Origin of the sequence: Intrasporangium calvum (assembly GCF_028446585.1) — a bacterium.
GTDB classification, from domain to species: domain Bacteria; phylum Actinomycetota; class Actinomycetes; order Actinomycetales; family Dermatophilaceae; genus Intrasporangium; species Intrasporangium calvum_A.
This window is the reverse complement of record NZ_JAPFQL010000035.1, coordinates 1-12,546: the sequence shown is the minus strand read 5'-3', so window position 1 is coordinate 12,546 and position 12,546 is coordinate 1. Positions and strand designations below refer to the sequence as shown.

Genomic DNA, 12,546 nt, shown 5'->3' with positions numbered 1-12,546 from the left:
ACCCCCGAGCATGCCGTATGCCGCTGGGCTCGCTCCCCGGGACGAGTGCCCTTTCAGGGGCGCCGGGCTGCCGCATCCTCCTCGACGTGGTGCTCGTCGTGGTGCTCGACGTGGGGGTGGCGGCGCTCGAGGGCGGCGCCCTCGACGTCGAGGTTGGGCAGGCGACGGTCGAGCCACTTCGGCAGCCACCAGGCGGCATCGCCGGCGAGGTGCATGAGGGAGGGCACGATGAGCATGCGGACGACGAACGCGTCGACGAGGACGCCGAAGGCGAGGCCGAAGCCGATCGGCCGGATCATCGCGCTGTGGGAGAAGATGAACCCGCCGAAGACCGCGATCATGATGATCGCCGCTGCCGTGACGACGCTCCGGCCGGCGTGCAGCCCCTGGACGACGGCCAGCCGCGCCGGGGCTCCGTGGACGTAGGCCTCTCGCATGCCTGAGCCGAGGAAGAGCATGTAGTCCATCGCCAGCCCGAAGAGGATGCCGGCCAGCATCGTGGGCAGGAAGCTGAGGATCGGGCTCGGGTTGTCGACGCCGAACACGTCGGAGAGCCACCCCCACTGGTAGATGGCCACGACCCCGCCGATCGCGGCGAAGTAGGAGAGCACGAAGCCGAGGGTGGCGATGACCGGCACGAAGATCGAGCGGAAGACGAGGACGAGGATGACGAGCGACAGGCCGACAACCAGCGCCAGGTAGGCGGGCAGGGCGTCCGAGAGCTTGCCGGAGATGTCGATGTTGCCGCTGGCCATGCCGGCGACGTCGAGAGTCACGGTGCCGTCCATCGGCTCGAGGGCCCGGAGGGTGTTGACGAGCTGCTCCGTGGAGGGGTCGTTGGGACCGCCGGACGGGACCACCTGGAAGGAGGCCACGGTGCGCCCCTCGGACAGCCCGATCGGCGCGACGGCGACGACGTCGTCCTGGGCGGCGATCTCCTGCGCGACGGCGGCCTGGACGCTGACGTCGGCCGTGTCGCCGGGGACCGCCACGATGTCGGCCACCACGAGCAGGGGTGCGTTGCGGCCCGGTCCGAACTCCTGCGAGATGGTGGAGAAGGCTTGGTACTGCGTCGAGGAGAGGTCCTCGGAGGACCCGTCCGGCAGGCCGAGCCGCAGGTCGAGCGAGGGCACCGCGATCGCCAGCAACGCGCTGATGCCGAGCAGGATGCTCCCGATGGCTCGGAAGGTGGACATCGGGCGCAGCCGCCGGCCCTGACGTCGCTTGACCGCAGCGGCCTCGGCGACAGCCGGGGTCGTCCCGGTGAGGCGGGCGCGCTCGCGCCTGCTCAGGATGCGTTCGCCGAGGCTGCCGAGCAGGGCCGGGGTCAGGGTGACGGCGATGAGGACGGCGATGGCGATGGAGAGGGCGCCCACCGTGCCCATGAGCCCGAGGAACGGGATCCCGGTGACGTTGAGGGCAAGCAGGGCGATGAGCACCGTGGCACCGGCGAAGACGACCGCGTTGCCCGAGGTCCCGTTGGCCAGGCCGATCGACTCGTCGACGTCATAGCCCTGCTTCAGCTGCCGGCGGTGCCGGTTGATGATGAAGAGCGAGTAGTCGATGCCAACGGCGAGGCCGAGCATCAGCCCGAGCACGGGGGTGACGGACGTCATCTCGATCAGGCTCGAGAGGGACATGGTGAAGAGGGCACCGATGGCCACGCCGACGAGGGCGGTGACGATCGGGAGGCCGGCGCCGACGAGCGTCCCGAGCATGATGATGAGCACGATGCCGGCCACGACGAGGCCGATGACCTCGCCGACTCCGAGGATGCCGGGGATGCCGCTCGCGAGCTCAGCGGAGAACGAGACGTCGAGCCCGTCGGCCGGGTCGGCGAAGGCGGCCAGGACTGCATCCTTCTGCTCCTGGGTCACATCGAGCTGGGGCTGGTCGAACAGGACGGTGACGATGGCGGTGCTCCGGTCCTCGGAGACCATGCCCAGTCCGGACGACAGCTCAAGCAGCCGGGCGCCTTCGTCGATCTGCCGCGCACCGCCCTCGAGCTGCTCGGTCTGCGACTCGAGCCCCTTGCGAGCCGCGTCGATGTTCGCCTGCTGCGAGTCGAGGAGCTCCTCGACCTGGTCGAGGGCGCCTGCATCGGCGGCCTGCTGGCGTGCGGCGTCGAGCTGGGCCTGGCCGTCCTCCAGCCGGGCGGCACCGTCCGCCAGCTGTCGCCTCCCGTCCTCGATCTGGGCGCGGCCGTCGGCGATGGCGTCGACCTGCTCAGAGCGGTCTGCCTCGGCTTCGAAGGGGTCGACCACGGTCGCGACCCCGGGCAGCGTGCGGGCCGCGTCAGCCTGCTCGCTGATCGTGGCTCGTTGGGCCTCGGTCAGTGGCGAACCGTCGCTGGTGTCGAAGACGACGGACCCGTGGCCGCCCGCAGCCTTCGGCATGACGGCCTGGAGTCGCTCGGTCACCTGGGCGGTGCGGGTCCCCGGGATGGAGACCGTGCTGGTCAGGGTGCCGGCGCCGAGCGCGAAGGCTGCCCCGGCGGCGGCGAGCACGACGAACCACGTGGCGACGACGAACCGGGCCCGGCGCGCCGCCGACTGGCCCAGTCGGAAGAGGAATTCAGCCATGATGAGTCTTTCGGGTGGTGACGGGTCCAACGGGCAGGGGATCTGACGTCGCGGAGCCATAGCCCTCGCGCGTCCGGTCGATGAGTCGGTCGAGGAGTCCGTCCCAGACGGCGCGGGATCGGTCGTCGACCGTCGCCCCGGTGGCCTCGAGCCAGTGGGTGTGGAGGACGACGAGTCCACCGATGAGCGAGCTGACCAGGAGCCGGGTCGTGAGCACGTCGGCGTCGGGGTGCCGCCGCAGCAGCTCGGTGGACAGCCGTTCGCTCACGTCGGTGAAGGCCCGCAGCAGCACGAAGGCCTGTCGCTGCGACGGCTCGCCGTCGGCCGCGCCGAGGACACGCGTGAGGTAGGCGATGGGCGTGACGAGGTCGGTCGCGCGCAGGACTGCGGCCACCTCGTCGAAGACGGTTGGGGGAGTGGGGTCCACCTGCGTGGTGGGCTGCGACTCGAAGCTCGCCACGACGTCGCCGAGCACTTCGCTGCAGACGGCGATCACGATGTCGTCGACAGAAGGGAAGTGGTTGAAGACGGTGCGCCGGGAGACGTCCGCCCGGGCCGCGAGCTCGTCGACGGTGAACCCCGCGGCCCCTTTGGCGTCGAGCAGGGCAGCTGCCGCGTCGACGATGGCCCGGTGGTGCCGCTCACGCAGCTGGGCACGGCGGTCGGGAGCGCGCGGGGTCGAGGGCACCTGCCTACACTACGTGCATGGATGCACTGAGTGCAAAAACATCCGGTCAGCCGAAGTGGCCTCCGCGCAGGGCCCGGCTCGGAGTGGTCTCGGTCGCGAGCAGCTCGCTGATCCACGCGTGGAACGAGGCGGCGTCGACCCCCTCGACCACCCGCGCGTTGGGCTCCAGCCCGTGCACGCCCCACGACATCGCCGAGTAGCCTCGGGTCAGCTCGGAGCCCGTCTCGACGGCGACGTGGTAGCCGCGCGCTTCGGTCACCAGCTCGGGGTGGAGCAGGACGCCGACCGAGAGCGAGTCGGGGTGGGTCGTCCCGGGGATGCCGACGCTCTCGTCGAACTCGAGGGTCGGACCGCACACCGTGAGGAAGAACCGGGCGAGGGGCGTGCCGATGGCCTCGATGCCGGCCAGCTGCTCGCGGCTGAAGACGGCGTCGTTCAGCGTCAGCGGCGCCCAGGGCACGACGGTGATGTCGCGGAAGCCGGCCTCGAAGACCACGTGCGCGGCGTGCGGGTCGACGTAGAAGTTGAACTCGCCTGCCGCCGTGATGTTGCCGCGGCCGTTGTTGGAGCCGCCCATGATGACGAGGCTCTTGACGTTGCCGACGAAGTCGGGGTCCTTGACGGCCGCCATCGCGATGTTGGTCAACGGCCCGATCGCGACGATGGAGATCTCGCCGGGAGACTCGGCGGTGAGCCGGATCAGCGCGTCGACGCCGTGCTCGTCCTCCGTGACGGTCTCCGCGAAGTCCATGTCGAGCCCGCCGGAGCCGTCGCCGTGGACGTTCTCCGCGGAGACCCACGGCAGCACGAGCGGCCGTCGGCAGCCGAGGTGGATCGGCACGGTGCCCAGGCGCCCGGCCGCGCTCAGGGTCATCTGGGCATTGCGGACCTGCCGATCGAAACCGACGTTGCCGGCCACCATGGTGATGGCACGCAGGTCGGCCTCCGGATCGAGGAGGCTCGCGACGATGGCCACGCAGTCGTCCTGGGCCGTGTCGGTGTCGAGGATGAACGGGACGGTCACGGGCGGGCTCCTGGGGTGGGCGACTGGCTCAGTGGGAGAACGCGCCGCTCAGGCGGCCCTGCTCGGCCAGGTCCTCGGCGAGGAACTCGCGCAGCAGGTCGACGGCCTGGATGACCTTCTGGCTGCGCAGGGCGTAGTAGATGTTGGTGCCCACTCGGTGCGAGGTGACGATCCCACGCTCGCGCAGGACGGCCAGGTGCTGGCTCGTGTTGGACTGGCTGAGGTGCAAGGCCTCGCTGAGGTCGCCGACGCTGAGCTCTCGATCGCGCAGCTCGTTGATGATGAGCAGGCGTTTGGGATCAGCGATCGCCTTGCAGACCCGGGCATGCAGTTCCTGCAGCTGACCTGCGACCTCAGGCTGCATGTGCGTCCTCCCTTGCCCGAACCCGTCCCCGCGCCCCACGTGGTGGGGCCAGTCTAGATCGTTCGACCGCGGCGGCGTGGGCGTCTCCAGAGGCGCGCCCCGTCAGGTCAGCGTCGTCGAGGCCACGCACTGGTTGCGACCGACGTCGAGCAGGTCCATCTCGTCCTCGGGCGGCGCGACCTTCCCGGCGTTGATGAGCCGGATCGTGTCGTAGGTCTCGGGAGCGTTCGGCAGCGACGCGACGATCTCCTCGACGAAGCGCTCGATGGCCCGCTCGTTGAGCAGCGTCGCCGTGAAGACGTCCTCGAGCGTCGTGACGACGAGCCCGTCCGAGTTGACCTCCTCGCTGCTCGACCAGTGGGCGGGGGCGATGATCGTGGCCGGGTCGAGCGGGCGCAGTCGGTCGTGGACGCTGTGGAACAGGTCGCGTGCCAGCTCCTCCGCCTGCCCGGTCAGGTCCGGCCGACCGAGGCCCCGGACGAAGACGGTGTCGCCCACGATGAGGAGCCGGTCGCTGACGAGGAAGGCGGTCGTTCCCGGTGTGTGTCCCGGCAGGTGCATGGTGAGGGTGCGCACCACGGCCGAGCCAAGGTCGAGCTCGTCGCCGTCCTGCAGCGGCCGGTTGGGGAAGGGGACGACACCGCCGGTGTCCTCGGGCGGAAGGTGGTACTCGGCCCCGAGCTGCTCCGCGAGCGCTGGGCCCCCGCTGATGTGGTCGGCGTGGACATGGGTGTCGACGATGTGCGCCACCGTCATGGCGTGCTCGGCGACGAGGTCGAGATAGGGCTGGGGGTGACGCGTCGGGTCGACGATCATGCAGCGGCCGCCCGGCACTCCGATGACGTAGGAGAGGCACGCCTTGGCGGGGCGCTGGAACTGCCACGCGCGTACCTCGCCCGGCAGCCCCGGGATCTCCTTCGGGACGAGCAACCGAGCCCAGGCCTCGGTGCCGCCCTCGAGCGAGCGCGTCTCGACCCCGAGCGACTCGAACTCCTCTGCGACGAGTTCGGACCCGTTGCCCTGGCCGCAGATGACCACGGCGCCTTGGGCCGTGCGGCGACAGTGCTCCTCGAGGTCCTCGAACACCTCGTAGACAGGCACGTTGCGGGTGCGCACCGGACGGTTGCCCTCGACCTGGCTGGCCGCGAACTCGTCCTTGTTGCGCACATCGAGGATCTCGGGCACGGTGCCGGCCTCGATCTCGGAGAAGAGCTGGGCGGGAGTGATCGTCTTCGCCATTGAAGCGGTCCTTCCATGATTTGTGGGATTGAGCGGATCAGGGTCTTGTTATATGCGAATACGCGAATGTAGTGTCGAGTGTCACACGGCTCAACACCTTCTCGCAACGGCGCGAAAGAGGTCCAACATGACTGAGGCAGTGGCAGATCCGCCTGCTCACCCCCTGATGCAACCCGCTCCTCCACCGGAGGAGGCGGCCCCCGAAGCGATGACCATCGTCGCCTGGTCCGGCGATCTCGACCGGATCTGGCCCACCCTTATCCTCGGATCCACGGGGGCCGCCTACGGGATGCAGACGACCATCTTCTTCACCTTCTGGGGCCTGTTCCCCCTCGTGCGGGACGACGTCCGGATCACCGGAACCAACGCCATGACGAAAGCGCTCGCCGGGATGAACCGGCCGGGCATCAGCAACATGAAGCTCTCGAAGCTGCACATGGCCGGCGCGGGCCCTCGGATGATGGCCAAGCTGGCCAAGGACCAGGACGTCTCGCCTCCCAAGGAGCTCCTCGAGATGTGCGTGGAGCTGGGCGTCAACCTGTGGCCCTGCGAGATGACGATGGAGCTGCTGGGGCTGCGCCCCGACCAGCTCATCGACGGAGTGGGCGAGCCGGTCGGCGCGGCCACGGCGCTCTCGGCCATGAGCCGATCCCAGATCAACCTCTTCATCTGACCCGCCCAAGGAGCCCTCATGGACCACCCCGTAGACGCCACCATCGACGCCAAGGGCAAGAAGTGCCCGATGCCCGTGCTCATGGCCTCCCGCGGCCTGAAGTCCCTCCAGCCCGGTCAGGTCATGCTCATCGAAGCGACCGACAGCGGGTCGAAGAGCGACATCCCCTCGTGGGCGCGGGACACCGGCAACGAGCTGCTCGAGGCCACCACCGTCGACGGGGTGCACCGCTACCTCGTCAGGAAGTCGTGAGCCGGTGCAGTACGGATTCGCGATCGATCAGCGGACCTGCATCGGCTGCCATGCCTGCACGGTCGCCTGCAAGACCGAGCACGAGGTTCCGCTGGGCCAGTTCCGAACCTGGGTGAAGTACGTCGACACGGGCACGTTCCCGGACACGACCAGGTCGTTCGGGGTGATGCGCTGCAACCACTGCACCGACGCTCCGTGCGTCAAGATCTGCCCCACGCAGGCGCTCTTCAAGCGCGACGACGGGATCGTCGACTTCGACAGCGACCGGTGCATCGGCTGCAAGAGCTGCATGCAGGCCTGCCCCTACGACGCCATCTACATCGACGCCAACACCCACACCGCGGCCAAGTGCAACCTGTGCGCCCACCGGGTCGACAACGGGATGGAGCCGGCCTGCGTCGTCGTCTGCCCCACCCACTCGATCTGGGTCGGCGACCTCGACGACCCGACGAGCGGCATCGCCCGGCTCGTCGCCACCGAGGAGACGGCGGTCCGCACCCCCGAGCAGAACACCGGCCCGAACGTCTTCTACCTCGGTGCGGACCAAGCGGTCCTCGACCCGCTCGCTGCTCCGGTCGACGACACCTACATCTGGGCCAAGCCGGACCCGCAGCGCCTGCTGACGCAGCACGACGTCCCCGGGAGCCCGCGCACGGGTGCCCGCACGACCCTCAACACGGCCCACCCGCGGCCGTGGGGGTGGAAGGTCGTCACCTATCTGTGGACCAAGGGAGTCGGCGCGGGGGCCCTGCTCGTCGCCGCGCTCGCCGTCCTCCTGGGCGTCGACCTCGGCGTCCTCGGGGACTATGTCGCCCCGGCGTTGGGGATCTTCGGGGCGGCCACGACGGGCGCCCTGCTCGTCTGGGACCTGAAGCGGCCCGAGCGGTTCCTCTATCTCTTCCTCAAGTCGAACTTCAGTTCCTGGCTCGTCCTCGGCGGCTACGTGCTGACCATCTTCACCGGCGGCTCGGTCCTGTGGTTCCTCGCGGCACTGCTCGAGGTGGACTGGGCCATGACGGTCCTCGCGTGGCTGGCGATCCCGGCGTCCGCCCTGATGGCCGGATACACCGCGTTCCTCTTCGGTCAGGCCGAGGGGCGCGACCTCTGGCAGTCGCCCGTGCTCTTCTGGCACCTGCAGGCCCAGGCGGTCATGGTCGGCAGTGGGGCGCTGCTGCTGGCGGGGCTCGTCGTCGATCTTCCGCCCGGGGCCCAGCGCCATGTCGTCAGCGCCTTCGTCCTCTCGACGGTCGCGCACCTGGCCATCCTGCTCGTCGAGTACGGCGGCAGGCACGTCTCCCGCCAGGCGGCCGCGGCGGCTCACGTCATCACCCACGGCCGCTACGCACGCACCTTCTGGCTCGGCAGCGTCCTGCCCACGGGGCTGGCCGCCGTGCTCGGCGCGATCGCCTGGGCCGTTGGGTCGGCCTCGGGTCTTCTCCTCGCCGCGGTCGCGGGCCTCGTCGTCCAACCCGCCCTGCTCGCCTACGAGACCGTCTTCGTCCGCGCAGGGCAGGACCTGCCCCTCTCCTGACCTTCCCGCCGAGCCCCCGGCACTGACCAAGGAAGTCCCATGACTGCAGAGCCCGTCCAGCGTCCCTCGGTCCCGCTCCCCGGGGCCCGCACTCACGAGAAGCTGCGCAACTTCCCACCCCCGGAGGAGTGGGACGCCCACGTGGAGTACGACGCCAAGGCCCACCCGCGGAAGGTCCCGCGGACCTACTCGCTGATTCCGACGATCTGCTTCAACTGCGAGTCCTCGTGCGGCCTGCTCGCCTATGTGGACCACGAGGACCTGTCGATCAGGAAGTTCGAGGGCAACCCCGCGCACCCGGGTTCGCGTGGTCGCAACTGCGCCAAGGGGCCGGCGACCATCAACCAGGTGCACGACCCCGAGCGGATCCTCTACCCGCTGCGCCGGGTCGGGGAGCGCGGGTCCGGGCAGTTCGAGCGGGTGTCGTGGGACGAGGCCGTCCGGGACATCGCCGGCCGGATCCGCAAGGCCATCGTCGAGGACCGCCGGGACGAGGTGATGTACCACGTGGGGCGGCCGGGCGAGGACGGCTTCGCCGAGCGCGTCTTGCAGGCGTGGGGCATCGACGGGCACAACTCGCACACCAACGTCTGCTCCTCGGGCGGCCGCTCGGGCTACACCCACTGGATGGGCTATGACCGGCCGTCCCCGGACTACGCCAACTCCCGCGTGATGCTCCTCCTGTCGAGTCACCTCGAGACGGGCCACTACTTCAACCCGCACGCCCAGCGGATCATGGAGGCCAAGCAGAACGGCGCCAAGCTCGTCGTCCTCGACCTGCGCCTGTCCAACACCGCGTCGCACGCGGACCTGTGGATCTCGCCGTGGCCGGGCAGCGAGGCAGCGATCTTCCTCGCCGTCGCGTCGCACCTGCTTCGCACTCGCACGATCGACGCGGACTTCATGCGGCGGTGGGTCAACTGGGACGTCTACCTTGAGCGGCTCCACCCCGGTGCGCCGAGGGACTTCGACGTCTTCCTCGACAAGCTGACCGAGGACTATGCGCGCTACACGTTCGAGTTCGCCGCGCAGGAGGCCCATGTCCCGGTCGAGCAGATCGAGCGCCTGGCCCGGATCGTCGCCCAGGCGGGCAACCGTCTCGCGACCCACACGTGGCGCTCGGCCGCGGCCGGCAATCTCGGCGGCTGGCAGATCACGCGCAGCCTCTTCTTCCTCAATGTCCTGACGGGCAGCGTGGGCACCGTGGGCGGGACGCACCCGAACGGCTGGGACAAGTTCATCCCGCACTTCCCCGAGATGCCGGAGCCGAACGATGTGTGGAGCGAGAAGCTCTGGCCACCGGAGTACCCGCTCACGACCAACGAGATGTCGATCCTGCTGCCACACTTCCTCAAGGACGGCCGGGGCACGCTGGACGTCTACTTCAGCCGGGTCTACAACCCGCTCTGGGTCAACCCGGACGGCTTCACCTGGATCGACGTCCTCAAGGACGAGAAGCGGATCGGCCTCCACGTCGCCCTGACGCCGACGTGGAGCGAGTCGGCGACCTTCGCCGACTACGTGCTCCCGATGGGCCATGCCTCCGAGCGGCACGACACGATGTCGTTCGAGACGCACACGTCCAAGTGGATCGCCTTCCGCCAGCCGGTGACCCGGGTCGCCATGGCCAAGCGGGGGATTCCCTTCCAGGACTCCCGCGACACCAACCCGGGGGAGGTCTGGGAGGAGAACGAGTTCTGGTTCGAGCTGTCCTGGCAGATCGACCCGGACGGCTCGCTGGGCATTCGCCGCTACTTTGAGTCGAAGGAGCGGCCGGGCGAGAAGATGACGCAGGACGAGTACTACGACATCCTCTTCGCGCACAGCGTCCCCGGTCTGCCCGAGGCCGCCGCCGCGCAGGGGCTGACCCCTCTCGAGTACATGCGCACGTACGGCGTCTTCGAGATCGCCAAGGACGTCTACCGGCTCGACGAGCGGCCCCTGACCGAGGCCGAGCTCGCGGGCGCGGCCCCGGACGCCCGGGGCGTGCTGCGCAAGCCGGTGACCCTGGACACCGCTCCGCCGCTGGTCGGGGAGGCGGGCGCCGTCGGCCTCGAGCACGAGGACGGGTCCCGCACTGCCGGCTGGCTGTCGCCGTCGCGCAAGCTGGAGCTCTACTCGACGACCCTGGCCGACTGGGGCTGGCCGGAGCAGGCGACCCCGGGCTACATCGAGTCCCACGTCTCGGCCCGCCGGATCGACCGGGGCAACGACGAGTTCGTCCTCATGCCGAACTTCCGGTTGCCGACGCTCATCCACACCCGCTCGGGCAACGCCAAGTTCCTCAACGAGATCGCCAACACCCATCCGCTCTGGTGCAACACGGCCGACGCGGCGGCGCTCGACGTGCGCACCGGTGACCTGGTGCGGGTCACGACCGAGATCGGCCATTTCGTCGCCCGGGTCTGGGCCACCGAGGCGATCCGACCCGGCGTCGTCGGCATGTCGCACCACATGGGTCGGTGGACGCAGGACGGGCACCCAGGCAGCCGCTGGGTCATGGGCAAGGTCAAGCTCGACCGGTCCGACGCAGGCATCTGGAAGCTGCGCTACACCGAGGGCGTCAAGCCCTTCACGAGCGAGGATCCTGACTCGGAGCGGATCTACTGGGATGACCCGGGGGTCCACCAGAACCTCACCTTCCCGGTCCAGCCCGACCCCGTCTCGGGGATGCACTGCTGGCACCAGAAGGTGAAGATCGAGAAGGCGCACCCCGGCGACCAGTACGGCGACGTCGAGGTCGACGTCAACAAGTCGCGTGAGGTCTACCACCGGTGGCTCGAGATGACCCGTCCCGGCCCGGGCCCCGACGGACAGCGCCGCCCCGAGTTCATGATGCGCCACGTCACGCCGAAGCGGTCGGCCTACCGGCTCGCCGCGACACCGGCCACCGAGAGCACCGAGAGCACCGAGAGCACCGAGAGCGGGTCCTGATGAGCCTCCTGTCCCGCCTGCGCCCGGCAACGGACGACAGCATCGACAGCGTCGACCTGGCCGAGGTGCACAGCGCCCTCGGCCGGGTCGAGGACCCCGAGCTGCACCTGTCCCTCGACGAGGCCGGCATGCTCGGGGACGTCGAGGTGGAGCGCAACGGCACCGTCAAGGTGACCGTCCGCCTGACCACCCCCGCCTGTCCGCTCAAGGACAGGCTCGGCTCGGACATCACGTCCGAGGTGAGCCAGGTGGCCGGCGTCGAGCGCGTCGAGGTGACCTTCGCCGCGATGAGCGAGCACGAGCGAATGAACCTCGCCGCCCGGCTCCGCGGCGACAGGCCGACCCACGGCCACGCGTTCGGTCCCGACTCGAGGACGAAGGTCTACGCGGTCGCGAGCGGCAAGGGCGGCGTCGGCAAGTCGACCGTCACGGCCAACCTCGCCATCGCGCTCGCCCAGCAGGGCAAGCGGGTCGGCATCCTCGACGCCGACGTGTGGGGCTACTCGATCCCGCACCTGTTCGGGGTGCGCCGCGCGCCGATCGCGATCAAGGGGCTCATGCTCCCGGTCGAGGCGCACGGGGTGGCCCTGATGTCGGTCGGCTTCTTCGTCACCGAGGAGGAGCCGGTCGTCTGGCGCGGCCCGATGCTCCACAAGGCGCTCGAGCAGTTCCTCTCGGACGTCCACTGGGGCGAGCTCGACGTCCTGCTCATCGACCTGCCGCCGGGCACCGGCGACATCACGATGTCGCTCCTCGAGCTCGTCCCGGACGCCGCGCTCATCGCGGTGACGACGCCGCAGCCCGCGGCGCAGACCGTGGCCGAGCGGGTGGGCCGGATGGCCCGCAACCTGCGTATGCCGGTCGCCGGGGTCATCGAGAACATGTCGGCCCTCGTCTGCGGCTCCTGCCACGAGAGCACCGAGCTGTTCGGCTCCGGCGGCGGCGAGCGACTGTCGAAGGCGATCGACGCCCCGCTGCTCGGCCAGGTCCCGCTCGACATCGAGCTGCGTGAGGGCGGTGACTCCGGCGTCCCGGCCATGGTCTCCTCGCCCGACTCGCACTCGGCCCAGGAGTTCCGGCGGATCGCCGCCGAGCTCCCCGTGGTCCGACGCAGCCTCGTCGGAAGGAAGCTGCCGCTCTCCGTGATCTGACCCCCTCGAGTGGCCCCGCCTTCCACAGGGGCCGGACCACTCGAGTGGCCCCGCCTTCCACAGGGCCGTATGCCGCTGGGCTGGCTCCCCTTGGCCCGTGCGCCGTTG

General features: G+C 69.8%; 10 protein-coding genes. 5 read left to right on the top strand and 5 right to left on the bottom strand.

Annotated features, from left to right (window positions below):
- Positions 1-53: 53 nt before the first annotated feature.
- The 5 genes from OO014_RS09560 to OO014_RS09540 all read right to left on the bottom strand — a co-directional run bounded on the left by OO014_RS09560 (position 54) and on the right by OO014_RS09540 (position 5,897).
- Positions 54-2,582, bottom strand: a complete 2,529-nt coding sequence (locus OO014_RS09560; protein ID WP_272462078.1) for an MMPL family transporter — start codon at positions 2,580-2,582, stop codon at positions 54-56.
- On the bottom strand, positions 2,575-3,270 hold the full coding sequence (locus OO014_RS09555) for a TetR/AcrR family transcriptional regulator (protein WP_272462077.1): 696 nt from the start codon (positions 3,268-3,270) through the stop codon (positions 2,575-2,577). The genes OO014_RS09560 and OO014_RS09555 overlap by 8 nt, the downstream gene beginning before the upstream one ends.
- A 46-nt stretch (positions 3,271-3,316) precedes the next feature.
- Positions 3,317-4,294, bottom strand: coding sequence for a nucleoside hydrolase (locus OO014_RS09550; protein ID WP_272462076.1), 978 nt, complete (start codon positions 4,292-4,294; stop codon positions 3,317-3,319).
- 28 nt (positions 4,295-4,322) lie between these two features.
- Positions 4,323-4,658, bottom strand: coding sequence for an ArsR/SmtB family transcription factor (locus OO014_RS09545; protein WP_272462075.1), 336 nt, complete (start codon positions 4,656-4,658; stop codon positions 4,323-4,325).
- A gap of 102 nt (positions 4,659-4,760) precedes the next feature.
- A complete protein-coding gene (locus OO014_RS09540; RefSeq protein WP_272462074.1) occupies positions 4,761-5,897 on the bottom strand; it encodes an MBL fold metallo-hydrolase in 1,137 nt (378 codons plus the stop codon).
- Between the two features lie 127 nt (positions 5,898-6,024).
- On the opposite strand from OO014_RS09540, the gene OO014_RS09535 reads away from it, so the two are divergent.
- The 5 genes from OO014_RS09535 to OO014_RS09515 are packed head-to-tail and all read left to right on the top strand — an operon-like array spanning position 6,025 to position 12,438.
- A complete protein-coding gene (locus OO014_RS09535) occupies positions 6,025-6,570 on the top strand; it encodes a DsrE/DsrF/DrsH-like family protein (protein ID WP_272462073.1) in 546 nt (181 codons plus the stop codon).
- Positions 6,571-6,588: 18 nt separating this feature from the next.
- Positions 6,589-6,822, top strand: a complete 234-nt coding sequence (locus tag OO014_RS09530) for a sulfurtransferase TusA family protein (protein ID WP_272462072.1) — start codon at positions 6,589-6,591, stop codon at positions 6,820-6,822.
- Between the two features lie 4 nt (positions 6,823-6,826).
- Complete coding sequence (locus OO014_RS09525; protein WP_272462071.1) at positions 6,827-8,353, top strand: 4Fe-4S dicluster domain-containing protein; 1,527 nt, start codon at positions 6,827-6,829, stop codon at positions 8,351-8,353.
- Positions 8,354-8,392: 39 nt separating this feature from the next.
- Positions 8,393-11,287, top strand: a complete 2,895-nt coding sequence (locus OO014_RS09520) for a molybdopterin-dependent oxidoreductase (RefSeq protein ID WP_272462070.1) — start codon at positions 8,393-8,395, stop codon at positions 11,285-11,287.
- Positions 11,287-12,438 carry an Mrp/NBP35 family ATP-binding protein gene (locus OO014_RS09515; protein ID WP_272462069.1) on the top strand — a complete coding sequence of 384 codons (1,152 nt, stop codon included), beginning with the start codon at positions 11,287-11,289 and terminating at the stop codon, positions 12,436-12,438. Before OO014_RS09520 ends, OO014_RS09515 begins: the two co-directional genes overlap by 1 nt.
- Positions 12,439-12,546: the final 108 nt, after the last annotated feature.

Excerpts from the sequence above, each read along its gene's own strand:
- OO014_RS09545 (WP_272462075.1), bottom strand. The coding sequence starts at position 4,658 with ATGCAGCCTGAGGTCGCAGGTCAGCTGCAGGAACTGCATGCCCGGGTC.
- OO014_RS09530 (WP_272462072.1), top strand. The coding sequence starts at position 6,589 with ATGGACCACCCCGTAGACGCCACCATCGACGCCAAGGGCAAGAAGTGC.
- OO014_RS09540 (WP_272462074.1), bottom strand. The coding sequence starts at position 5,897 with ATGGCGAAGACGATCACTCCCGCCCAGCTCTTCTCCGAGATCGAGGCC.
- OO014_RS09520 (WP_272462070.1), top strand. The coding sequence starts at position 8,393 with ATGACTGCAGAGCCCGTCCAGCGTCCCTCGGTCCCGCTCCCCGGGGCC.
- OO014_RS09560 (WP_272462078.1), bottom strand. The coding sequence starts at position 2,582 with ATGGCTGAATTCCTCTTCCGACTGGGCCAGTCGGCGGCGCGCCGGGCC.
- OO014_RS09535 (WP_272462073.1), top strand. The coding sequence starts at position 6,025 with ATGACTGAGGCAGTGGCAGATCCGCCTGCTCACCCCCTGATGCAACCC.
- OO014_RS09515 (WP_272462069.1), top strand. The coding sequence starts at position 11,287 with ATGAGCCTCCTGTCCCGCCTGCGCCCGGCAACGGACGACAGCATCGAC.